Source organism: Streptomyces sp. NPDC051822 (genome assembly GCF_044452745.1).
GTDB lineage: Bacteria > Actinomycetota > Actinomycetes > Streptomycetales > Streptomycetaceae > Streptomyces.
Genome location: NZ_JBITBZ010000007.1, coordinates 365767 through 388935, shown reverse-complemented (window position 1 = coordinate 388935; position 23169 = coordinate 365767). Strand labels below are relative to the sequence as shown.

Annotated in this window: 20 protein-coding genes and 1 pseudogene; 10 read left to right on the top strand and 11 right to left on the bottom strand. The window is 71.6% G+C overall.

Annotated elements, in window-relative coordinates; translation table 11 throughout:
* Positions 1–144: 144 nt before the first annotated feature.
* On the top strand, positions 145–1209 hold the full coding sequence (locus ACIA8N_RS23220) for a Gfo/Idh/MocA family oxidoreductase (RefSeq protein WP_365779185.1): 1065 nt from the start codon (positions 145–147) through the stop codon (positions 1207–1209).
* A 584-nt stretch (positions 1210–1793) separates the two neighbouring features.
* Here ACIA8N_RS23220 and ACIA8N_RS23215 read toward each other — a convergent pair.
* Positions 1794–2096, bottom strand: a complete 303-nt coding sequence (locus tag ACIA8N_RS23215) for a hypothetical protein (RefSeq protein ID WP_365779183.1) — start codon at positions 2094–2096, stop codon at positions 1794–1796.
* Positions 2097–2233: 137 nt separating this feature from the next.
* Here ACIA8N_RS23215 and ACIA8N_RS23210 point away from each other — a divergent pair, with 137 nt between their 5' ends.
* The gene (locus ACIA8N_RS23210; RefSeq protein WP_365779181.1) at positions 2234–2479 is read left to right on the top strand and encodes an ABC-2 family transporter protein; all 246 of its coding nucleotides are present in this window, start codon (positions 2234–2236) and stop codon (positions 2477–2479) included.
* A gap of 255 nt (positions 2480–2734) precedes the next feature.
* Positions 2735–3820, top strand: a pseudogene (locus ACIA8N_RS23205) (hypothetical protein); the annotation flags it as partial.
* Positions 3821–3881: 61 nt separating this feature from the next.
* On the opposite strand, the gene ACIA8N_RS23200 reads toward ACIA8N_RS23205, so the two are convergent.
* From ACIA8N_RS23200 to ACIA8N_RS23190, 3 genes are all read right to left on the bottom strand, one after another.
* Positions 3882–4679, bottom strand: a complete 798-nt coding sequence (locus ACIA8N_RS23200) for a VOC family protein (protein WP_365779179.1) — start codon at positions 4677–4679, stop codon at positions 3882–3884.
* Positions 4680–4791: 112 nt separating this feature from the next.
* Positions 4792–5748 carry a universal stress protein gene (locus ACIA8N_RS23195; RefSeq protein WP_365779177.1) on the bottom strand — a complete coding sequence of 319 codons (957 nt, stop codon included), beginning with the start codon at positions 5746–5748 and terminating at the stop codon, positions 4792–4794.
* 90 nt (positions 5749–5838) lie between these two features.
* Positions 5839–6237 carry a DUF5997 family protein gene (locus tag ACIA8N_RS23190; protein WP_365779175.1) on the bottom strand — a complete coding sequence of 133 codons (399 nt, stop codon included), beginning with the start codon at positions 6235–6237 and terminating at the stop codon, positions 5839–5841.
* A 115-nt stretch (positions 6238–6352) separates the two neighbouring features.
* Between ACIA8N_RS23190 and ACIA8N_RS23185 the strand changes: the two genes are divergently transcribed.
* Both ACIA8N_RS23185 and ACIA8N_RS23180 read left to right on the top strand, forming a co-directional pair.
* Complete coding sequence (locus ACIA8N_RS23185) at positions 6353–7141, top strand: LysR family substrate-binding domain-containing protein (protein ID WP_365779173.1); 789 nt, start codon at positions 6353–6355, stop codon at positions 7139–7141.
* Between the two features lie 106 nt (positions 7142–7247).
* Positions 7248–7832: a Type-2Aa cytolytic delta-endotoxin gene (locus ACIA8N_RS23180; RefSeq protein WP_365779171.1), complete on the top strand. Its 585-nt coding sequence runs from the start codon at positions 7248–7250 to the stop codon at positions 7830–7832.
* Between the two features lie 60 nt (positions 7833–7892).
* Here the strand turns inward: ACIA8N_RS23180 and ACIA8N_RS23175 are convergent, their stop codons facing one another.
* The 3 genes from ACIA8N_RS23175 to ACIA8N_RS23165 form a co-directional block, all read right to left on the bottom strand.
* Positions 7893–9551 (bottom strand): FAD-dependent oxidoreductase, encoded by a 1659-nt coding sequence (locus ACIA8N_RS23175; RefSeq protein WP_365779169.1) that lies wholly within the window; start codon positions 9549–9551, stop codon positions 7893–7895.
* 63 nt (positions 9552–9614) lie between these two features.
* Positions 9615–10514, bottom strand: coding sequence for a diiron oxygenase (locus ACIA8N_RS23170; RefSeq protein ID WP_365779167.1), 900 nt, complete (start codon positions 10512–10514; stop codon positions 9615–9617).
* 209 nt (positions 10515–10723) lie between these two features.
* Positions 10724–12502 carry a S8 family serine peptidase gene (locus ACIA8N_RS23165; protein ID WP_399416774.1) on the bottom strand — a complete coding sequence of 593 codons (1779 nt, stop codon included), beginning with the start codon at positions 12500–12502 and terminating at the stop codon, positions 10724–10726.
* Positions 12503–12817: 315 nt separating this feature from the next.
* Between ACIA8N_RS23165 and ACIA8N_RS23160 the strand changes: the two genes are divergently transcribed.
* Positions 12818–13180 carry a DUF1304 domain-containing protein gene (locus tag ACIA8N_RS23160; RefSeq protein ID WP_365779231.1) on the top strand — a complete coding sequence of 121 codons (363 nt, stop codon included), beginning with the start codon at positions 12818–12820 and terminating at the stop codon, positions 13178–13180.
* Positions 13177–13764 carry a TetR/AcrR family transcriptional regulator gene (locus tag ACIA8N_RS23155; protein ID WP_365779163.1) on the top strand — a complete coding sequence of 196 codons (588 nt, stop codon included), beginning with the start codon at positions 13177–13179 and terminating at the stop codon, positions 13762–13764. Before ACIA8N_RS23160 ends, ACIA8N_RS23155 begins: the two co-directional genes overlap by 4 nt.
* A 58-nt stretch (positions 13765–13822) precedes the next feature.
* Here ACIA8N_RS23155 and ACIA8N_RS23150 read toward each other — a convergent pair whose 3' ends face one another.
* On the bottom strand, positions 13823–16801 hold the full coding sequence (locus ACIA8N_RS23150) for a carbohydrate binding domain-containing protein (protein ID WP_365779161.1): 2979 nt from the start codon (positions 16799–16801) through the stop codon (positions 13823–13825).
* A gap of 203 nt (positions 16802–17004) precedes the next feature.
* Here ACIA8N_RS23150 and ACIA8N_RS23145 point away from each other — a divergent pair, with 203 nt between their 5' ends.
* Complete coding sequence (locus tag ACIA8N_RS23145; protein ID WP_365779159.1) at positions 17005–17376, top strand: YrdB family protein; 372 nt, start codon at positions 17005–17007, stop codon at positions 17374–17376.
* 34 nt (positions 17377–17410) lie between these two features.
* On the opposite strand, the gene ACIA8N_RS23140 is transcribed toward ACIA8N_RS23145, so the two are convergent.
* The gene (locus tag ACIA8N_RS23140; RefSeq protein ID WP_365779157.1) at positions 17411–17878 is read right to left on the bottom strand and encodes a MarR family transcriptional regulator; all 468 of its coding nucleotides are present in this window, start codon (positions 17876–17878) and stop codon (positions 17411–17413) included.
* Between the two features lie 123 nt (positions 17879–18001).
* Here ACIA8N_RS23140 and ACIA8N_RS23135 point away from each other — a divergent pair, with 123 nt between their 5' ends.
* Entirely contained in the window at positions 18002–19468 is a 1467-nt protein-coding gene (locus ACIA8N_RS23135) for an MFS transporter (RefSeq protein ID WP_365779155.1), read from the top strand.
* 83 nt (positions 19469–19551) lie between these two features.
* Here the strand turns inward: ACIA8N_RS23135 and ACIA8N_RS23130 are convergent, their stop codons facing one another.
* Positions 19552–20409: a VOC family protein gene (locus ACIA8N_RS23130; protein ID WP_365779153.1), complete on the bottom strand. Its 858-nt coding sequence runs from the start codon at positions 20407–20409 to the stop codon at positions 19552–19554.
* Between the two features lie 61 nt (positions 20410–20470).
* Positions 20471–21421: a MerR family transcriptional regulator gene (locus ACIA8N_RS23125; RefSeq protein WP_399416773.1), complete on the bottom strand. Its 951-nt coding sequence runs from the start codon at positions 21419–21421 to the stop codon at positions 20471–20473.
* 146 nt (positions 21422–21567) lie between these two features.
* Between ACIA8N_RS23125 and ACIA8N_RS23120 the strand changes: the two genes are divergently transcribed.
* Positions 21568–23088, top strand: a complete 1521-nt coding sequence (locus ACIA8N_RS23120) for an alpha/beta fold hydrolase (protein WP_365779148.1) — start codon at positions 21568–21570, stop codon at positions 23086–23088.
* The last annotated feature ends 81 nt before the right edge of the window (positions 23089–23169 follow it).

Below are 23169 nucleotides of genomic sequence, written 5' to 3'. Positions count from 1 at the left end.
CTGCACGCCGTTTGCTCAGCGTTCCGCTGTGGCGGACGCCGGGTTTCCGCCCCAGGTAGCACGAGGACAGGCGCGCTGCGAGACCCGGGCAGCGTCGCCGTTCCCACGTGTACCGCATTCGTACCAGAGCCGAGAAGGAACCCCATGACGCAGGACCAGCCAGGCAACATCCACGAGGCGGCACGCATGGCGCTGCCCGCACCCCGGACGCCTTCTCCTCGTGACGCACCGGCTCTGAACTGGGGGGTGATAGCCCCGGGCTGGATCGCGGCCTACTTCGTCGAGGCGCTGCAGACGTACACCGAGCAGAAGGTGGTGGCGGTCGGCTCGCGTGACGCCGGGCGGGCCCGCGCGTTCGCCGACCGGTTCGGCATCCCGGCGGCTTACGGCAGTTACGCCGAACTCGTCGCGGACGACGCGGTGGACATCGTCTACGTCGCGTCGCCGCACTCGGGCCATTTCGAGCAGGCCCTGCAGGCGATCGAGGCCGGCCGACACGTCCTCGTGGAGAAGGCGTTCACCCGCAACGCCCGTGAGGCCGAGCAGCTGATCGAAGCGGCCCGGGAGCGGGAAGTGTTCCTCATGGAGGCGATGTGGATGCGCTTCCTGCCCCACATCGACGTGGTCCGCCAGGTGCTCGATGCCGGGCTGCTCGGCGAGGTGCACACCGTGATCGCCGATCACGGCCAGCCGATGACTCCCGAGGTGCAGCACCGTCACTTCGCACCCGAACTGGCGGGCGGAGCCCTCCTGGACCTCGGCATCTACCCGGTTTCCTTCGCCTCGATGGTGCTGGGGCCGTTCACCTCGGTCAAGGCGGTGGGCACGAAGACGTCCACCGGTGTCGACGGCCAGGCGTCGATCCTCGTCACCGCCGAGTCCGGAGCCCACGGCATCCTGAACACGACCCTCTTCGGCCGCACTCCGACCACGGCCTCGATCGCCGGAACCCAGGGACGCCTGGAGATCGACGGCTCCTTCTACGGACCCGCCGCGGTCCGGCTCATCGGCCGGGACAACGAGCTGCTCGACACCTTCGTCTCCCCGCAACTCGACGGTGGGCTGTGCTACGAGGCCGCCGAAGCGGCCCGCTGCATCAGCGCCGGGCGGCTGGAATCCGACCTGATGCCGCTCGCCGAGACACTGAGCATCATGCACGTCCTGGACGGCATCCGTCGCGACATCGACGTCGCTTTCCCCGGAGAGTGACCGACCCCCTGGGGTACCCGATCAGTGCCCCAGGGGCACTCCCAGTAGATCACGGAGGATGCCGACGGTTGCGGGCCGAACGGGGCCGACCTGCTCACGGCCGCCGAGGCCGTCCGTGCATGGGCGCAGGATGCGGCATAGTGCCAGACCACCCGACTGATCCCATTCGGCACGCGCGAGTCGAGGCCATGCCTCCGGTCCACACCGGAAGCGCAGCCGAAGCATGGATCAATGGGAAAGCGGCCACCGCGAAGCCGCCTCGACCCGCTGAACAAGACACGCCCGGCCGGCCCGGCTCCACGAATCGCGACCAGCCCTTCCTCGAGCTCTGAAGCCCTACGTCCCTGATGTGGCACTCACGCGGGACCCCATCGAATGGCACGGAAGACCAGCACCGGTATGCGAGTGAGCGGAGTCGGCGACTCGGTTGCTGATCCCCGCCCCTTCAGGACGCTCGCCTCCACGCGAATGAGCGCTCCGCGCGGCGTCGACTAGTGTCGTGCGGCGGCTGTCCGGCAACCAGCACCTGGTTCACCGCCGGAGTAGTCACGAGCCGTCGCACAATCGCCATGCACGGGGAAGGATCACTTCCGCCGAGGGTGGCCCGGATGGAACCTGGCAGGGCGCAGCCGGATCCCGTTCTTGAGGAGGGCAAGGCGCACGGTGGCGAGGCTGGTTCGTTCGCGATCGGCGATGTCCTGGAGCGACATATGGTCCTGTTCGTACCAGGGCCGCCACTGTTCCAGGCGGGTGGCGGTGTGCTGGGTACGCCGGAATCGGAGCGGGCTCCAGTCGACAGGGTGCTGAGACAGCAGGCAGATGACGTGGGCAGGGGTGGTGTTCAGGGTGCGGGCGAGCTGGGCGATGGAGAAGTCGCCGTCGGGCACGGCCTGATGGAGCCGGGCGACTGGTGGCCGCGTTGATCGGAGGGGCATTGATGGAGGCGGCTGTCTTCACGACGCTCTCCTGCCTGCACTTCAGGTTCCCGGCGGCGGTGCAGTGGAGCTAATGGACCGCGGAGTTGATGAGCACGTTCGGCAACTACCCCTTGAAGGTGCTGTCGACAGCGGTCGCCCAGGCGTTCACGTCCTTCCTGCCGCTGGCCTTCATCGCGTACTTCCCGACGGCCGTACTGACGGGCAACACCGAGGGTCTGGGCGTCCCGATCGCCCTCGCGGACGCCGCACCCGCGCTCGGCGGACCGGCCTACCTCTGCTCGCGGCTTCTGTGGAACAGGGCCGCGCGCGGATACACCGGCGTCAACGGATGAGGCTGACTGAACGCGGCTTGTCACCGCATCAGGAGGTCGTGCAGGGAGAGCGGACGTGTGGCTCCGCTCGGAAGCCAAGGTCACTGTCCGTGATCGACGACGGGGGCGGCAAGGGCGACCGGCGAGATGTCGAGTCGGGATAGGGATGGGGCGAAGCCGCAGCCGCAGGAGCTGTGTCGTCAGTCAATTCTCCCCAGCGCCCGCAGAGGCGGCAAAAGCCCTGTTCAGGGCCCTGCGGGAGAGGGCGAGGAGACCTTCAAGGACACCTCGGGCGGCGCCTACTTCTACCTCGACCACCGCGACCGGGTCGTCCTCGCCGACTCCCGGCAGCACATCCAGCGCATCGCCCACCACCAGAAGAGCGACGGCACCTGGGAGTTCACCGTCGAGAACGACTGGGACCTCACCCCCCTCGTCCCGCACGACTGCGTCACCTGGACCAACCTCTTCCCCAGCGGCGTCTGCGACCCCGTCACCTCGGTCATGCCCGACTGGGACGGCCGCATCTGGTGGGTGACCCGCCTCGGCCGCGTCGGCACCGTCGATCCCGCGACGGGCACGCTGCGCGCGATCCGCCTCGAAGGGGAGGAGATCCAGAACTCCTTCTCCGTCGCCGAGGACGGCGTCTCCCTCGTCACGGACCACGCCCTGTACAGCTTCCACGCCGACGCCGACGGCGTCCCCCGGGTACGGTGGCGCGAGGCGTACGACCGGGGCACCGGCACCAAGCCCGGCTCCGTGAACCAGGGTTCGGGCACCACCCCCGACCTCTTCGGCGCCCGGGACGAGTACGTCGCCATCACCGACAACGCCGACGACCGCATGAACGTCCTCGTCTACCGCAGGGGCGCCGACGTCCCCGCCGCCGAACGCCTCGTCTGCAAGGTGCCGGTCTTCGGGTCCGGGGCCTCCACCACCGACAACTCCCTGATCAACTGGGGCGACAGCCTCGTCGTCGAGAACAACTACGGCTACGAGAACCCCAGTACGCTCACCTTCGGCCGCAGCGTCGTCGGCGGTGCGACCCGGATCGACGTCCGCGCCGACGGCAGCGGCTGCGACACCGTCTGGGAGAGCGACGTCCGCTCGCCCTCGACCGTCCCGAAGCTGTCCACCGCCAACGGACTGCTCTACTTCTACGAGAAGCGCCCCCACGCCTGGGGCATCGATGCCTGGTACCTCACCGCCGTCGACTTCCGCACCGGCCAGCGGGCCTTCAGCCGCTTCACCGGCACCGGCCTCACGTACGACAACAACTGGGCGCCGATCACCCTCGGCCCCGACGGCACCGCGTACGTCGGCGTCTTCAACGGCATCGTCGCCGTCCGCGACAGCGCCTGACAGACGCCGAACCGCCCCGGGACAGGTTCCGGGGCGGTTCCGGGGCGGTCTTCCGTAACGGTCAGCTCATCTCGGGCATCTCGCCGACGGCGGTCCTGACGTCGATCACGGTGAAGGCGGCACCCTGCGGGTCCATGATCGCGGCGAAGCGCCCGAAGGGGCTGTCCATCGGCCCGAACACCTTCTGCCCGCGCAGCCGTTGGGCCGCCTCGACGGCCTTGTCGCAGTTGTCCACGGCGAAGTAGACCTGGATGTACGAGGGGATCTCCGGCGGGAACTGGTCCGCCGTCATCACCATCCGTCCGAGCAGGGGGTCCCCACCGAGGTCGAAGACCCGGTAGTCCATCTCCCCGTCCGGCATCGTCTTGGAGTTGTAGCCGAAGACGGCGGTGAAGAAGTCGTCGGACTTCGCGGGCTCCCGGGTGAACACCTCGGCCCACACGAACGAGCCGCTCTCGCCCTCCAGCTCGAAGCCCTCGTGGACGCCGGCCTGCCAGACGCCGAACGTCACACCCGAGGGGTCCTGCGCGAGGCACATCGAGCCGAAGTCACCGACCTGCATCGGCTCCATCAGGACCGTGCCGCCCGCACTGCGGATCCTCTCCGCCGTGGCGGCGACGTCCGGGGAGGCGAAGTACAGACACCAGGCCGACGGCTGATCCCCGTCCTGCCCCGGCATCGGCGGGACGACGGCCGCGACCGCCTTCCCGTTCTTGTACGCCTGCGTGTAGTTGCCGAATTCCGAGGAAGACTCTCCGAAGGTCCAGCCGAGCACATCGCCGTAGAACGTCTTGGCGCCCTCGACGTCGGTGAACATCGCGTCGGTCCAGACCGGCGTGCCTTCAGGTCGTACGGCCATGACGGTGACTCTCGCTTCCGATTCGATGACGTGTTCCTGTGAGCCACGCTAGTCACGCTCGCCCCGCCCCGCTCGGTGACGCGGCGTGACCGTCCCCCGCCGGACACGGGGGCTATCGGCCCGTCGGTGGAACCACCGCGACCGGGCAGTGCGCGTGGTGGAGGACCGCGTGGGCGACCGAGCCGACGAGCAGCGATCCGAGGCGATGACGGTGGTGGCGGCCCACCACCAGCAGACCCGCGTCCCGCGAACCCTCCACCAGCAGGCCCGCCGCGTCCCCCGGCATCACCACGGGAACGAGCTCGACCCCGGGCCTGCGCTCGGCGAAGGGCCGCAGCCGCTCCTCCTGCTCCCGCCTCCCCTCCCGTACGAGCTGCTCCTCCATGTCGTCCGCGAGCGGCAGCGGCGGCGGCACCTGGAGCGCCGGGGACGGCGCGACGACGAGCGCGCCGGGCTGGGGAGGCAGCCGGAACGCCGTCATGACCTCCAGCGGTACGCCCCGGTGCAGCGCCGCCTCGAACGCGAAGTCCAGCACCTCGTCCGGAGTCTCCTCCGGGTGCAGGCCGAGCAGCACCCGGCCCGCCCCGGCACCGCCCTCCAGGGCAGCCGTACGCGCCTCGTGCGGGACGACGACGAGCGGGCAGGGAGCCGTCGCGGCGAGCGTGCGGCTGGTCGATCCGAGGAGCAGGCTCGCGAAGCCGCCGTGCCCACGGGAGCCGGTCACCAGGAGCCGCGCGCCCCGCGCGGCGGCCGGGAGGGCGTCGGTCACGGACCCGTCGAGGGACGCGTACCGCACGGGAAGGGTGTGGCCGCGCGCCTCGACGACGTTCCGCACGGCCGTCATCACCGTGTCGGGCAGCTCGGGCGACGGGCCGAGGGAGGCGATGCGGGCGGCGCCGAGCTGGAGGGCGTCGGAACGCACATGTGCCACGACCAGCGGTGATCCCAGGTGCTCCGCGGCGCCCAGCGCCCATTCGAGGGCGCGGAGACTGTGCTCCGAGCCGTCCACGCCGACGACGACCGGCGGCTCGGACGCGATGCTGAGGTCACTGGTGGGGGAAGCGCTCATGGGGGAATGACTCCCGCGCACGGCGCCGCGCCACACCCGTCGGGGTGCGGCGCGGTGGAAGTGGAGACGATCAGGCGTGGCGGAGAACGATCAGGCCTCGTCGTCGCGGCGCGCACGCTCCGCGTCGCGCTCCTTGATGCGGACGGTCTCCTTGCGGACCTCCGCCTGGGTGGCCCGCTCCTTCTGGAGCCACTCGGGCAGCTCCTGCTTGATCGCCTCGATCTGCTCGGTGGTGAGCGGCTCGGTGATGCCGCCGCGCGCGAGACCGGCGATGGAGACGCCGAGCTTCTGGGCGACCACCGGGCGGGGGTGCGGGCCGTTCTTCCGGAGCTCCTGGAGCCAGGCGGGCGGGTTCGACTGGAGCTCGTTCAGTTCGGTGCGCGAGACGACACCCTCCTGGAACTCTGCGGGGGTGGCCTCGAGGTACACACCCAGCTTCTTCGCCGCGGTGGCGGGCTTCATCGTCTGGGTGCTCTGGTGCGACGTCATGGTGTCAAGAGTATCGAGCGTGCGGGCGAGTTCCGACCACGGCAGCTACCGGTAACCTGGCGGAGTGACAGGCTCGGACGCTTCCCCCTCGGACACCACGGCGGATTCCCCCGCGGTGTCCCCCTCTGACCTCCCCTCCGGCACCCCCGCCTTCCGGCTGGCGTACGTGCCCGGAGTGACGCCCTCGAAGTGGGTCGGGGTCTGGAAGGAGCGCCTGCCCGACGTTCCCCTGACCCTCCTCGCCGTGACGCCCGCCGAGGCCTTCGGCGCGCTCCGGGAGGGTACGGCCGACGCCGGTCTGGTCCGGCTGCCCGTCGACCGGGACGACCTGAGCGCCATCCCGCTCTACACGGAGACGACGGTCGTCGTCGTCCCCAAGGACCACCTGTTCGCGGCGGCCGAGGAGGTGTCGGCCGAGGACCTCGCCGAGGAGCTCGTCCTGCACCCGCTCGACGACACCCTCGGCTGGGAACGGCCGCCGGGCCGCGCGGCGGACGAGCGCCCGGAGACGACCGCCGACGCGATCGAGCTGGTCGCGGCGGGCGTCGGCGTGCTCGCCGTGCCGCAGTCCCTCGCCCGGCTGCACCACCGCAAGGACCTCACCTACCGGACCCTGACCGACGTCCCGCAGTCGCGCGTCGCCCTGTCGTGGCAGGCGGCCGACGAGGCCCCCGACCTGGTGGAGGAGTTCATCGGCATCGTGCGCGGGCGCACGGTGAACAGCACCCGGGGCCGGCGCGCGGAGGCCCAGAAGGGCCAGAAGCAGCCGAAGAAGGAGCAGAAGCTCTCCAGGTCCGCCAAGCCGGGCGGCGGCTCCCGTACGTCGGGGAAGCCGGCGGCCCGCAAGGGAGCCGGCGGCTCCGGCCGTGGCCGTACAAGCGGAAAGCCCCGCAAGAGGTCCTGAGCGGCTCCCCGTCCGTACGGCGGACTCGCCCGCCGCCCCGGGCGGACGCTCGACATACTGACGCCTCCTGATCATCGAGAGCACACGAGATCACACAGGAGGAGCTTTGGCCGCCAGTTTCAGGACCGTCGTCGAGGTGGGACCGGACCATCTCGAACGGGCCCGGTCGATCGACCGGGTGTTCCAGGAGGCGATCGCGCCCGCGACCGTCGACTTCGACTTCGAGGCGATACGGGCGGCGGCCGCGGCCGTCCCCGGCACCACCGTCGTGCGGATGGTCCGGGGCTGGGGGCTCCAGGAGCACGCCCCCGTCCTGGTGATGGTGCTCTCCCTGAAGGAGGCCGTCCGGCAGGCCCTTCCGCCCGAGTACACGGAGGCGGCGTTCTGGGGGACCGTCGAGCGGGAGCTCGTCGAGGCCTTCACCGGGCTCGCAGGGCAGGAGGGACGGCCCGGACTCTCCTTCTACGAGGAGTCCGAGCACCGCACCCGCTTCTACCGGGACCTGTTCTTCGCCCTCCAGGACGAGGAAACGGGGCAGGACATCTACGCCCTCGCCTTCTGCGCCGACGTGACCGTCGAGCTGCCGAAGGCGAAGGCCACCACCCTGGAACTGACGGACGTCGTCCCCTTCGCCGTCCGGCTCAACGCGATCGTGGTCCGCCAGACGGCCGCCGTGGACGCCGCTGTCTGAGTCGTACCGGCCCGCCGTCCCGGGCCGGACATCCCCTGACGATCACCCCTTCCGGCGCGATCACCCCTGTCGGCGCCACCGGCCGCCCTTGGCCGCCGCGACGAGCTCCGGCACCGTGGCCAGCTTGACCCGGGGACGCCCCGAGTCCCTGCCCCTGGCCCGCTCGGTCCGGTCGATGGCCGCGAGACCGCGCGCGTCGACGAGGTGCCGGCTGCGGCTCCTGGCCAGCCGGCGGAAGTCCTGGGCCGTGCCCGTCGGAGCCGGCAGCGAACCGGCGACCGCGTCCGCGAGCAGGGTCCCGACCGTCTCCTCGGCGCAGGCCCGGTTGGCGCCGATGCCCCCGGAGGGCCCGCGCTTGATCCAGCCGACGACGTACCCGCCGGGCAGCCCCGTCACCCGACCCGCCTCGTGCGGCACCGTGCCGGTGGCCTCGTCGAAGGGCAGCCCCGCCAGCGGAACGCCCCGGTAGCCGATCGCCCGGACGAGGAGCCCCGCCCCGATCTCCGTACCGGCGGGTGATCCCTCCTCCGTCACCCGGACCGCCCGTACGCCGTCGGTGCCGAGCGCCTCGACGGGGGCGGAGTGGAAGCGGAGCACGATCCGGCGCCGGTCCGACGGGGGAGGCGCCGTCCAGTCCACCGTCTCCCGGGGAACGTCCCGCAGCAGCGCGGCCTTCTCCCCGGCCGCCGCCGAGTCGACGGCCGCGCCGGTACGCGGATCCCGGTCGTCGACGACCAGGTCCACGCCCGGCAGGTGCTTCAGGGCGAGCAGTTCCGAGGCCGTGTACGCCGCGTCCTCGGGGCCCCGGCGGCCGAGCAGCACCACCTCGCGGACCCCGCTGTCGCGCAGGGCCGCGAGGGCGTGGTCGGCGATGTCCGTGCCGGCGAGTTCGGCCGGGTCCATGGCGAGGACGCGGGCGACGTCGAGGGCGACGTTGCCGTTGCCGACGACGACGACCCGTTCGGCGGAGAGCCGGACGGCGTCCGCGCCGGTCTCGGGATGCGCGTTGTACCAGGAGACGACCGAGGTCGCCGAGACGCTGCCGGGCAGTTCCTCGCCGGGGATGCCGAGCCGCCGGTCGGCGGGCGCGCCCACGGCGTAGATCACCGCGTCGTGGTGCGCGGCGAGTTCCCCGACGGTGACGTCCTCGCCGATCTCCACGCCGAGCCGCATGCGGACCCGGGGGTGGGAGTGGAAGCGCGCGAAGGTCTCGCCGGCGCCCTTGGTCGCGGGGTGGTCGGGTGCCACGCCGTACCGGAGGAGCCCGCCGGCCACCGGCAGCCGGTCGATCAGCGTCACCTCGGCGCCGGTGTGCAGGAGCAGGTCCTCGGCGGCGTACATCCCGGCGGGTCCTGTGCCGACGACCGCGATCCGCAGCGGCGCGAAGTCGGCGGGCAGCGAACGGGGGAACGAAGGCTCGCCCCACGGGTGGAAGTTGGGCGAGGCCAGGACCGGTGCCGGGGCGCGGTCGGCGTAGTACTCCGCGTTGATCGCCTCGTACTCCCGCAGCCGCCCGGTGAGGCGGTCGGCGGGGAAGATCGCGTCGACGGGGCAGGCGTCGGCGCAGGCGCCGCAGTCGATACAGGTCTTCGGGTCGATGTACAGCATCTCCGTGGTCCCGAAGTCCGGTTCACCGGGCGCCGGGTGGATGCAGTTGACCGGACAGACGGCGACGCAGGTGGCGTCGTTGCAGCAGGTCTGGGTGATCGCGTAGGTCATGTCGTCGGCTCTGCTCTGCTCTTCTCGGAGGGGCTCTTCTCGGAGGGGCTCGGCCCGGAGGGGTCAGACGAGGTGGGCGCGCTGGTAGAAGAAGAGCGCGGGCCGGGTCAGCATCCCGACGTCCGCCAGGAACTCCATGAGCCCGGAGCAACTCGCCCGCAGCTGTGCCTTGTAGTGCTCGTTGGCGGCGGCCTCGCGGCGGGCGCGCTCGGGGTCGAGCCCGGCCCGGACGTACACCTCGGGGTTCACCAGACTGGTGATGATGTAGTACGCGGCGATGGCGACCACGAGGGCCTGGAAGTGACGGCGGGGCCTGCTCGCGCGGGCGAGGTGGCGGCGCGTCTCGTCCCGGGCGAACTTCATGTGCCGCGATTCCTCGACGACATGGATGTTGTTGATGGTGCGCACGAAGGGGGCCACCCGCTCGTCGCGCATCCAGTCGCGCTGCATGACGTCGAGGACCTCCTCGGCGACGAGGATGCCGGCGTACGCGGCCTCGCCGAAGCCGACGGTCTTCATGAAGCGCCCGAGTTCGAGGACGGCCCGCTTGGGCCGGTACGCGGGCGCGCCGAGCTTCTGGGAGCCGCGGGCGAACATGATCGAGTGCCGGCACTCGTCGGCGATCTCGGTGAGGGCCCACTGGAACCGGGGATCGGTGTGGTCCATGAGGTAGATGTCGCGGAGCACCATCTGCTGGAGGATCATCTCGAACCAGATGCCGGTGCTGGCGACCGAAGCGGACTCCTGCCGGGTCAGCTCCTTGCGCTGCTCCTCGGTCATCTCGTTCCAGTACGCCGTGCCGTAGAGGGAGTTCCACTCGGGGCTCTGCCCGTGGAAGTCCTTGTCGAGGGGGGTGTCCCAGTCGACCTCGACGGCGGGGTCGTACGACAGCTTGGCGGCCGACCGGAGCAGCCGCTCGGCGACGTCTCCGTCTTCGTGGTCCCGGCGAACGGTGCGTGCCATGGTGCGGCTCCTTGGGTCGCGATCGGCTCGTGAGCTTGTGGACGCGGTGTCTAACAAGCTTGTTAGACGGAACGTATAGCAAGGGGGCGGGGTGGGCCTACCCCTTGGCAGGGACTTTCTTCCCCTGGAGTTACCGCGGGTACGCGAACGGGGCCGGAGCCATGTCGGCTCCGGCCCCGCCCTCGGGTCGGTCGGTGGGTCAGGTGGTGCTAGAAGGTCAGGCTCCAGGCGTCGATCCGGCCCGTGTCCTGGCTGGCGTTGTCGTTCACGCGAAGCTTCCAGACGCCGTTCGCGACCTCCGCCGAAGCGTTGACCGTGAACGTCTGCGCGATGTTGTCCGTGCCGCTGCCGGTCCGGTTGTGGACCGTGTACACGGTGCCGTCCGGGGCCACCAGGTCGACCTTCAGGTCACCGATGTAGGTGTGCTTGATGTCCACGCCCACCTTCAGCGTCGCCGGGGCGTTGCCCGTCACGCCGCTGACCGTGATCGGGCTCTCGACCGTGGCGTTGTCGGCGATCGCGACGTCCGCGACGTTCTCGAAGTACGCGCCGGGCGGCGGGGTGGTGCCCCCGACGGCCTTCAGGGCGTCGACCGCGCCCTCACCGAAGAAGCCGTTCTTGGTCGTGGTGCCCGTGCAGCGGGTGTCCGAGGGGCAGGCCCTGTCGGTGGCCTGGACGCCGAGCTGGTCGCGGATCTGCGCGGGGGTGAACGCCGGGTTGACGCTCGCGATCAGCGCCGCGACGCCCGCCACGTGCGGGGAGGCCATCGACGTGCCGTTCATGTTGCCGTACTTGCCGCCCGGGAGCGTCGAGTAGACACCGGAGGCGCCGTCGCCGCCGGGGGCCGCGATGTCGATGACGCCGTTGCCGAAGTTCGAGTACGAGGCCTTGGCGCCGCCGTTGCCCTGCGCGGCGACCGTCACGACGCCCGGAAGCTCCGTCGGGATGTCGATGCAGGCGTTGGTGATCGTCCGGGTGACCGGGGTCGAGTCGTTGGGGGACTCGGAGTCGGTCGTCTTGTTCGCCAGGTCGTAGTTGGAGTTGCCGGCGGCGGCCACCTGGAGCGAACCCTTGCCCTCGGCGTACGCCTGCGCCCTGCGGACACCCTCGATGATGGCGGCCTGGTCCACGTTGTCCGGGCAGTTGAACGCCCACGGGTCCGTGTAGTAGCTGTTGTTGGTGACCTTGAAGCCGTGGTCACCGGCCCACATGAAGCCGCAGATCGTGTTCTCCGCGAAGAACAGGCTGCTGGTCGGCTCCGCGATGCGGACGGAGGAGATCTTCACGCTCGGCGCGACGCCGATGACGCCCTTGCCGTTCTTGGCGGCCGCGATCGTGCCGGCGACGTGCGTGCCGTGCGTGCCGACGTCACGCCAGGCACCCGCGCGCGTGTCCGCCTTGCCGTAGGCGCAGGAGGCCGAGTCGGCGGCGTTGAAGTTGGGCGCGATGTCCTGGTGCTGGTCGTCCACGCCGGTGTCGAGGACGCCGACCTTCACCGTCGCGGAACCGGTGGTGACCGCCCAGGCCTGGTCGGCCTTGATCTGCGTCATGTCCCAGCGGTTCGACTCCGTCAGCGTCGTCGCCGACTGCGACGGGTTCGCCGGGAGCTTGGGGTTGTAGGCGTCGGCGGGGACGTCGGAGGTACGGGTCGCCCCGACCTGTTGGACACCGCTGACCGTACGCATCGACGAGGCGAACGACGCGGACGCCGAGTGCGCCACGATCACGCCGATCGCGTCGTAAGTGGCGAAGACCGAACCGCCGTTCGTCGCCACGGCACCGCTCACGGCCGAGGTGCCGCCGGGGGCCGTGATCACCAGGTACGCGCGGGTGCCCGCGGCCCAGGCCGCCGACGTCGCCGCGGCCGTGGCGGCCGTCGTCGCCCCCGCCGAACGGGCCGCGACGGGCGCGGTGTCCGACGGTGCTGCCTGGGCGAATCCGGCGGGAGCGGCGAGCGCCACGGTGGTACCGAGGGCCGCGACGGCGATGGCCGACGTTCTCAACCGGCTGGATATGAGGGAAAACAATGCGTCCTCCGATAACCCGGTGGCGCGGGTGGCGCCTGCCGGGCTTTGTGATGTGTGGGGTGGACGCAAGATCCCAGACTCGTGCGGCGGAGGGAAGTGTTCTGTCCGAGAAGTGTGTTCGCGTTACGCACTGTTGACCGAACGGCGCCGGGAAGGTGTCGGTATGGGCGTCTTCGAGCCCTTGGTTCTCCCTCTCGGGGTGGCAGGCAGTTCTTGGACAGGTGTCCAGGTATGCTGGACATCTATCCAAGAAGTGCGACGGTGGGAGAAGACCTGATGGAGACGACGGCGAACGTCCTGGTGGCCCTGGTGGCCGCCCTGCACGCGTACATCCTGGTGCTCGAGATGTTCCTGTGGGAGCGGAAGCCGGGCCGCTCGCTCTCCGGCTTCGACGCCGCCATGGCCCGCGCGACAGCGCCGCTCGCCGCGAACCAGGGCCTCTACAACGGCTTCCTGGCCGCCGGCCTCGTGTGGGGTCTGATCGCCGACGACCCGACGGGGTACCGGGTCACCCTCTTCTTCCTCGGCTGCGTGGTCGTCGCGGGCCTGTACGGCGGTGCCACCGCCAATCGCCGCATCCTCGTGGCCCAGGCGCTGCCCGGCGCGCTGGCCCTCGCCGCCGTGCTCCTGAGCCGTTGACCACGCCGCAGGGAGCGCCGCCCGCCGACCCCCGGGCGGCCAGGACACGGGCCAGGCTGCGCGCGGCCCTCCTCGACGAGTGCGCGCAGCGCCCGCTGGCGGAGGTCACCATCGCCGCCCTCGTCCGCAGGGCCGGGGTCGGGCGGGCCACCTTCTACGTGCACTACGCCGACCTGGAGGCGCTGGCCGTCGACGCCTGCGCCGACGTGGTCCGTGACGCGGTGGACGCGCTGCACGCCTGGCGGGGCGTCCCCGACCCGGCGTCCCCGCCGCCCGCGCTCGTCGACTTCTTCGACGGACTCGCCCCGCACGCCCCGCTCTACCGGACGCTGTTGAGCCCCGGGGGCGGCGGTCCGCTCGGCCACGTCCTCCACCGGGACCTGCGCGCCCGCAGCCTCGCCGAACGCAGCCTGGTCGGCGCCCCGGAGCCCGAGCTGATCGCCTCCGCCGTCGCGGCCACCTTCGCGGGAGTGCTGGCCGACTGGCTGCACGGCCTGGTGGAGGGGACGCCCGCCCACGTCTCGGCGCGGATCTGGCTCCTTCTCGTCACCCTGCACCGCACACCGCTGCGGGACGCCCCGTAAGACCTGTCGGCGGGACGCGTACGGGGCGGGGTGTGACCCCCGCCCCGTACGCCGGCCGCTACTTCAGGTACGGGCCGGAGGCGCCGATCTTGCCCGGGCCGTTCAGGACGTACACCCGCAGGTTTCCCTTGCCGGGTGCGGCGACCGACAGGGTGCCGTTGGTGACGGTCCGCACGTCGCCGGTGACGGCGTCGGTGTACGTGCCGTTCGGGATGCCCGAGTAGGTCGCGCCGCCCGAGACCGTGACGAGCGCGAAGCTGTCCGTACCGCCGCCGGTGTAGCGGCGCTTGAACGCCATGCCGCCCGAGATGCCCTCGGTGGAGTACTGCCCCATCTGCAGCGCGGGGATCGCGCGGCGGATCTGGTTGAGCCGCTGCACGTGCTGCACCAGGGGCTGCTGGAGCGTGGTGGCGACCGCCCCGGAGGCCGCGGAGACCCGGGAGAAGTCGGACGCCGTGACGGAGCCGGCGACGTGGTCGCCGAAGTAGGCGCGACCGGTCGTGGCGAGCGGGCAGGTCGGCCCGCAGTCGATCTTCTGCCCCTTCTGGAACTCGATCTCGGATCCGTAGTACAGCGTCGGGATGCCGCGGAACGTCCACATCAGGGACATGTTCTCCGCCCAGGCGTCGGTGCCGCCCGTGTACCGCTCGCTCGACTTGTTCGGACCGTAGTCGTGGCTGTCGACGTAGACGACGTTGTACGTGGCGTCGTTGTAACTGTCGTCCGAGTCCTTGCCGTTGGAGAAGGCGTTGTACGCGTCACCGAAGTTCATGTGCATGCGCATGTCGATGACGTTCATGCCGGAGAAGCGGCTGTGGTCGGGCGTGTGGTAGCTGTTGCCGTTCAGGAAGGCGTTGGTGGAGGTGGGCTGGCTGCCCGTGCCCTGCTGCTGCTCGTAGTCGTACATCTCCAGGGCGGCCTTGGCGTCGTCGGCGTCGTACTCCTTGCGCTCCTTCCAGGTGAAGAACTGCGCCGAGTGGTTCACCGAGCCGCGGTTCCACTTGTCGTTGACGAAGGCGGCCACCTCACCGAAGACGAAGAAGTTCTTCGCCGCCTCGGCCCCGTGGCTCTGTGTCACCCGCTCCTGGATGGCGGGCAGGAAGCGGCGGTTCCAGGTGGTGCGCGGAATGTGTACGGCCGTGTCGACGCGGAAGCCGTCGACGCCCATGTCGATGTACTTGTTGTAGGCGCCGATCAGGTAGTTCTGCACGGCCGGGTTCTCGGTGTCGAAGTCGGCCAGGTCCTCGTGCAGCCAGCAGGAACGCGAGTCCTCACCCTCCCAGTTGCCGATCCAGCACTGGTGGAACAGCGCCTTCGGGAACATGCCGGACGTCGGGCTCGGCCACTGGCAGTTGTAGACGGTGTAGCCCTCGGCGCTCTTGCCTCCCGTCGGCTTCCCCCAGTTGAGGCAGGTGTTGCCGGTCGGCTCCGCCGTCGACCACTGGTCGCCGTTGTAGTACGACTTCCCGGTCTTCGGGTCGATCGTCAGGCCGTCGTACTCGAAGCCCGGCTGCTTCTCGTCGTAGTACCAGCTCCACTGGCTGTCCCGCACGCCGTACACGGTGGGCGTGAACAGGCCCTTGGCGCCCCAGCGGGAGGAGTGGTTGTAGACGACGTCCTGGTAGATCTTCATGCCCTTGGCGTGGGCCGCGTCGATCAGGTCCTGGTAGGAGGCGCCGGCCGACTCCAGGCGCGGGTCGACCTTGTAGAAGTCCCAGCCGTGGTAGCCGTGGTGGTCGTAGTCGGATCGGTTGAGGACCACCGGCGTGACCCATATCGCCGAGAATCCGAGGCCCTTGACGTAGTCCAGCTTCTGGATGAGGCCCTTGAAGTCGCCCCGGAACATGGGGTCGTCGTTGGCCGCGTTGCCGGACTTGACGTGCTGGCTGCCGCCCCGGTTGTTCGACGGGTCGCCGTCGTTGAAGCGGGCGGTGAGGACGAAGTAGATCGGGTCCTTGCGCGGGTCGGTGCCGAGCGGCTTCCCGGTGGCCGGGTTCGCCGGCCTGTCGCCGGTGGTGGCGGTCGCGGCGGCCGAGGCGGCGGAGACGTTGCCCGCGGCGTCGACGGCCTTCACCGTGTAGGTGTAGGCGGTCCGTTCGGCGAGCCCGGTGTCGGAGAAGACCGTGGAGCCGACGTCGGTCACGACCGTGCCGCCGCTGCCGCCGGTCCGTGTGACCTGGTACTTCGTCACGCCCCTGTCGTCCGTGGCGGGGTCCCAGGTGAGCAGCACCGAGACTCCGTCGGCGGCGGCGGTGACCCGGCCGGGGGCCGTCGGCGTCTGGGTGTCGGGGGTCGCGGCGGCGCACGGATCGGTCGCGTTCGCCGTCACCACGTTGTTCCGTACGGTGCTGACGCCGGTCCCGAGCGTGTAGTCGGAGCCCCGGTTGTTGTCCCAGGTGCCGTTGCCGTTGTTGAAGGCCGCCTTGAGGGAGGAGGCCGTCCCGAGGTCGACCTCCCGCTTCCACCAGCCGGCGCAGGCGGCCTGCATGCCGACACCGGGAGCGGCGGTCCAGGCGCCACCGGCCGGCTGGTAGTGCAGGTTGACGGTGGACCAGCCGAGCGCCTCGGTCGAGTAGTAGACGGTGGCCTTGGCGCCCGGGGTCGGGGTGGTGCCCGCGCAGGGGTCGGAGTGGGCGACGACCCCGTCCTTGACGGTGATGGCACCGGTGCCGAGGGCGTAGTTCTTGCCGCCGTTGTTGTCCCAGGTGCCGCTGCCGTTGTTGAAGGTGGCCTGGAGCCCGGTGGCCGCGCCGAGGGGGACGGTCTTCTTGACCCAGTCGGTACAGGCGGCCTCCATGGCCACCCCCGGAACGGTGGTCCAGGAACCGCCGTCGGGCGCGTAATGCAGGTTGTAGGAAGCCCAGTTCTTCGTCTTGGTCCAGTAGAAGACCGTCGCCGTGCTGTCCGCGACGGCCGCGACCGGGGTGGTACGGGGCGAGGGGCCCTCGGGCGGGGCGGTGAGCAGGCCGAGCAGGCCGGCGGCGACGGCCAGGACGGCCACCGCTCGTCCTGGCGGCCGCAGGGGGGTGCGGGTCATCTCAACTCCAGGCGGGGAGCGCGGTTCCGTACGGGCTGGCTGGAGCGGGGATCGGCACCGTTGGAAACGCTGTCGGAAACTTTCTGAAACATCTTGCGTCGGCGGGAAGTTACCGCCGCCGGGACCGGAGGTAAAGACTTCTGTCAGAAGTGGCGTCTAGGCTCGGGCGGCCCGCACGCGTGATCGCCGTTCGAGAGGCTCCGATGAAACTGCCCACGCCACTGCACGTGTTCAACGAAGGCCTGGCGTTCCTGCTGGAGCTCGCGGCCCTGGCCGTGCTGGCCTGGTGGGGATGGGAGAGTGCGGAGAACCTGGCTCTCCGGTGGGTCCTCGCGGTCGCCGCGCCCGCCGTCGCGGCCGTCGTGTGGGGCCTGTTCGCCGCGCCCAAGGCCCGGATACGGCTGCCGATCGCGGGCGTCCTGGTCGTGAAGGCCCTGGTGTTCGGGGCGGCGGCGGTCGCGCTGCACGACCTCGGCCGGCCGGTGTGGGCCGTCGTCTTCGCTTCCGTGACGCTCGTCAACACCGCCCTGGCGACGGCGGACCGGCGGGCCGCGATGCGACGGGCCGACGTCTGAGCGGGGGCGGTGCGGAGCCGTGCGGAGTCGCGCCTCAGGGGCGCGGCCAGGGGCGGCCCTCCAGACGCTCGATGTCCCGGTTGAAGCGTTCGAGGTAGGCCGCGAAGCGGGCCACGTCCTCGGGTGACCAGTGCTCCATCACGCGCTCGAGGCCGTCGATGTTCGAGGCCCGGTCGGCCTCCAGGCGCCGCTCGCCCTCCTCCGTGATGCGGAACTTGCGGGCGATCCCGCCGTCCGGGTCGGGGATGCGTTCCACCACGCCGGCGCGCAGCATCGCGGCGGTCTGCCGGTTGAGGGTGGAGGCGTCGAGGCCGAAGGCCTCGCTGAGCTGGCCGATGGACATGGGTCCGTGCATCCGGATGCGGCTCAGGACGACGTAAGCGCTGCGGTCGAGCTGTCCGCCGGAGGCCCGGGAGCGCGGCGCGTACAGCAGGGAGTGCCGGCCGAGCAGCATGGTCTCGAACTCGACCAGGTGAGTGGGCTTGTCCACGGGCTTGTCCATGGGCTCATTCTCTCCTGAGCGAATCGGATATGCATCCTACATAATTTGTGTATCAAGCAAGTGATGTGCATGATGCACACTCGACCCTCGGACCGGCTGGGGGAGACCGAGGGAGAACATCACGTGGACGGCTCCACGCCCGACACCCGGCCCGGACGCGTCGTCGGCGTACTCGCGCTCGCCGGAATCGTCGCCGCACTCATGCAGACCCTGGTGGTGCCGCTCATCGGCGACCTCCCGGAACTCCTCGACACCAGCGCGTCCAACGCCTCCTGGGTGATCACCGCCACCCTGCTCGCCGGCGCCGTCGCCACCCCCGTCGCGGGCCGGCTCGGCGACACCCTCGGCAAGCGGCGGGTCCTGCTCGTCTCCGTGATCCCCCTGATCGTCGGCTCGGTCGTCTGCGCGCTCGCCTCCTCCGTCGTCCCGATGATCGTCGGACGCGGCCTCCAGGGCCTCGGCATGGGTGTCGTCCCGCTCGGCATCAGCCTGCTCCGCGACATCCTCCCGGCCGAGAAGCTCGGCGGCTCCATCGCCCTGATGAGCGCCTCCATGGGCGTCGGCGGCGCCCTCGGCCTGCCGTTCTCCGCCGCCGTCGCCGAGAACGCCAGCTGGCGCGTGCTCTTCTGGGTCGCCGCCGCCCTGAGCGTCGTCGTGGGCGTCCTGATCTGGCGCGTCGCCCCCGCCGGCCGCCGCGCCACCGGCCCCGGACGCTTCGACGTGCCCGGCGCGCTGGGACTCGGCGTCGGCCTCGTCGCCCTGCTGCTCGCCGTCTCCAAGGGCGCCACCTGGGGCTGGGGCAGCGGCACCACCCTCGGCCTCTTCGCCGTCGCGGCCGTCGTCCTGCTCGCCTGGGGCCGGTGGGAGCTGCGTACCCCCGACCCCCTCGTCGACCTGCGGGTCACCGCCCGCCCCGTCGTCCTGCTGACCAACGCGGCGTCGATCCTCGTCGGCTTCGCCATGTACGCGCAGTCCCTCGTCGTCCCGCAGCTGTTCCAGCTCCCCGAGGCCACCGGCTACGGACTCGGCCAGTCGATGATGGCGATGGGCCTGTGGATGGCCCCGGCGGGCCTGATGATGATGATCCTGGCGCCCCTCGGCGCCAAGCTGTCGGCCGCCCGCGGCCCCAAGGTCACGCTCTCCGTCGGCGCCCTGGTCATCGCCGCCGGATACGGCTCCTCGCTCGCCCTGATGGGCTCCACCTGGGGCCTGCTCGTCGTGACGCTCATCTGCAACACCGGCGTCGGACTCGCCTACGGGGCCATGCCCGCCCTCATCATGGGCGCCGTCCCGCAGGAGGAGACCGCCTCGGCCAACAGCTTCAACACCCTGATGCGCTCCATCGGCACCTCCGTCTCGGCCGCCGTGATCGGCGTCGTCCTGGCCCAGATGACCACCACCCTGGGCGGCCACGCGCTGCCGTCCGAGGAGGGCTTCCGCGTCGCGATGCTCATCGGCTGCGGCGTCGGCCTGGTGGCCGCTGTCGTCGCCGCCTTCATCCCCGCCCGGGCCGCGGCAGCCCCCTCCGGGGACCCGGCGGGCACCGAGCCGGACGCCGTACCGCGCGCCCCCTCCGGGGTCACCGCCTAGGTCGACCCAGGCCGAGAGCCCGCGTCGCCCGGGTGTCGGCCGGTGCGGGCACGGGGACGACCCGCGCCCGCGCCGGCCGACGCTCAGCTCTTGCCCTCCTCGGCGCCCTCAAGCGTGAAGAGCGCCCCGTCAGGGTCCCGTACCACCACCGCCCTGCGCCCCTCGGCCTCCTCGGGGCCGCGTACCCCGCCCCAGTCCCCGCCCGGCACCACCGAGCCGCCGTGCGCCAGGACCGCCGCCGTCGCCGCCTCCGGATCGGGCACCCGGAAGCGCACCAGCCAGCGCGGACGCAGCTGCGGCCGGGCTGAACCGGACTCGACGGGGCCGCTGTTCAGCCGGGCCACCGCCTCGCCCTCGCGCCGCAGCACCACCTTGTCCTGCTCGTACGACACCTCGTAGCGGCCCGTGCCCTCGTCCGCCCAGCGGAGTACCTCGCCGTAGAACACCGCCGCCTCGAACGCGTCCCGCGTGTGCAGTTCGAGCCAGGCGGGCGCCGAGTGCTCGCCGATGTGCCACTGCGACTCCGTCCGCCCCTGCCACACGCCGAACGCCGCACCCTCCAGATCGGTCGCGAGCGCCGCACGACCCTCGGGCGGGTAGGCGACCGGCCCCACCCCCACGGTGCCGCCCCGCTCCCTGATCCGGGCCACCGCCGCGTCGGCGTCGTCCACGGCGAAGAACGCCGTCCAGGACACCGGTACGGACAGCTCGGCCGCGACCGCCGCGATCCCGGCCACGGGCACCTCGCCCAGCTCACCCACCGCGTACTTGCGCTCCTCGCCGCCCCGCCGGAACGTCCAGCCCAGCACGGCCCCGTAGAAGCGCTCCGCCGCGTCCAGATCGCGCGCGTTCAGACTCAGCCAGCACGGTGCTCCCACCTCCTCTCCGGTTGTCGGCCCCGACACCGGCACCACCTCCTCGTCGTCCTGCGTGCAGCGCACGTCGTGCGCCCCTTCCCCGCTCCGCCGCACCACATGCGCGCGTTCACCCACGTGCCGCCGATCACCACCCGCCCGGGTGCGTCGGCGGCGGAACGACGGCCTCCTCCCCGACCTGCCGGCCGAGCGCGACCGAGAGGTGGTGGTGGAGGGCGCCCGGGACCGGCTCCCCGGGCGCGAACAGGCCGGCGGCGAGCTTCCAGTAGCGGATGATCACCGGGCCCGCGCTCCCGGCGAGCAGCGGGACGAGCCCGCGCCGGAACTCCGGCGAGTCCACCGCCCCGCGCGCGCGTGCGTAGGCGCCGACGAAGCAGTCCAGGGCGCCGCCGTCCTGCGGGGCGCGCCCGGCCCGCACCTCTGCCGCGGCCAGCGCGTACGCCTCCGCGAGACCTTCGTACAGCACCGCGGGACGGTACTCCCCGGCGGGCAGCGGCGGCGCCGGCCGGGACCCCGGACGGTCGAGGCGCGGATCGGACACGAGCGCGTGCAGTCTGGCGAAGTCGAGGACCTGAGCGGGCGTCGGCTCCTCGGGGAGCGCCGGCACCACCGAGTCGAGGACCGTCGCCACCACCCGGCCCGGCAGCCGGACCGGCAGGATCCGCCGCCAGAACCGGGCGAGGGCGTCCGTGTCCGGCGGTACGGACACCGCGCCGAGCAGCCGCAGCCGGTCGGCACGCTCCCCGGCCGGGCAGTCCTTGAGCAGGAGCAGCGAGGCCTCGCGCCAGCGCAGTGCGGCCAGTCGGGTACCCAGCTCGCGCAACTGGCCCGCCACGACCTCCTCCAGGGCCTCGTCCCGTGCGAGCACCCGCTCCACCTCGGGGACGGGCAGGTCGAGGGCGCGCAGCGAGCGGATCAGCCGGAGCCGGCCGAGCGCCTCCTGCCCGTACCGCCGATGCCCTCCCGCGCTGCGACCGGCCTCGGGCAGCAGCCCGCGGTCGGTGTAGTAGCGCACCGTCTTCACGGTGGCACCCGCCCGCGCGGCGAGCTCCCCGATGCTCCACAGTCCCTCGGACACCACGGTGTGAGCCTCCCTCCGGCCGACTCCAGTGTGGTGTACGGCCCGTGCGCGATGGCTTTCGGCCCGTCGCCGTCCTTGAACCTCCCGCAGGGGGAGTTCCTAGCGTGGCGGCGGGAGTTCACCCGACGGGCGAGGAGACGATCATGACGGCGTTCGTACTGGTTCCGGGCGCGTTCACCGGCGGCTGGGTGTGGGAGGAGGTGGCCGCACGACTGCGGGACGCGGGAGCGGAGGCGTATCCGGCGACCCTGACCGGCATGGGGGAGCGGCGGGACGAGGCGGGACCCGGCACCGGCCTGGAGACCCATGTCGAGGACCTGCTGCGGCTGATCGACGGCATCCGTACGCCCCGGGTGGTGCTCGTCGGACACGGGTACGGGCTCCACCCCGTCCTCGCCGCCGCCGACCGGCGACCGGGACGCGTCACCCGGATCGTCTCCCTGGACACGGCCCTGCCCCAGGACGGCGAGACCGCGCTGGGGTCCGTACCCGATCCCGGGGTACGGGCGCGGGCGACGGACGGCGACCCGCACGCCGAGGACGACGGGTGGATCCCGCCGCCGCGGCCGGGCACCTGGTCCCGCTGGGGCAGCACCGACGGGGTGCCCGCCGAGGCTCTGGAGCGCCTCGAACGTCTGGCCGCGCCGCAGCCGGCGGGCACCTTCACCGAGCCGCTCCGGCTCTCCGGCGCGGCCGCCGCACCGCCGACCACGGGCGTGCTCTGCACCGCCAACGGCTCCAGCGTCGACCTGGTGCGGATGCTGGTGGAATCGGGTCCACCGCAGTTCCGCGCGCTCGCCGACGACCGGTTCCGCTTCCTCGACCTCGGCACAGGACACTGGCCGATGCTCTCCGCGCCCGGTGAACTGGCCGAGGTGCTGCTCAAGGCGGCGGCCGGTGAAGGTCACCGCGTCACCGCGCCCGAGCGCGACCCGGAGCACGAACGGCCGCCGCATCTCCAGCCCTTCCTCCTCGACGTACCCGAGGTGCCGCGCGAGCGGCGCGGGCGCGTCGACCTCCACCTGCCGGAGACCGGTCGGCCGAGGCCCGCGATCGTGTTCGTCCACGGCGGCCCTGTCTCCGCGGACCAGCGCCCCACCCCGAGGGACACGCCGTTCCTCCTCGGGTACGGCAGGTACGCGGCGGGCCTCGGCGCCGTCGGCGTCACCCTGGACCACCGGCTGCACGGCATCGCCGACTACCCGCGCGCCGCGGACGACCTCGCCGAGGCCGTCGCGCTCGTCCGCGCCGACCCCCGCGTCGACGAGGACCGGATCGCACTCTGGTTCTTCTCCACCGGCGGACTCCTGACGGCTGACTGGCTCGCCGCACCCCCGCCCTGGCTGCGGTGCGTGGCAGCCAACTACCCGGCCCTGGCACCGCTGCCCGGCTGGCGGTCCGTGGACTCCCGCTTCCGCCCCGTCGCCGCTGTCGGGACGGCGGACGGGCCGCCGATCGTGCTCACCCGGGCGGGGCGCGAGCATCCGGCCTTCGCGGCGACGGTCGAGGAGTTCCTGACCGCCGCGGAAAGGAGGGGCGCCGACGTCGAGGTCGTCGACGTTCCGGACGGCCGCCACAGCTTCGAACTGGTCGACCCCACCGACGAGTCGCGCGCGGCGGTGGAACGGGCCATGCGTTCCGTCCTCACACATCTGAGGAGCTGAGGCCGTCCCCGGGAGAGGGGCCGCTCAGCGTTAGCGGAACGTGAGTGAGACGTGAGTGGCGGGAGGGACAGTGGTGACCGC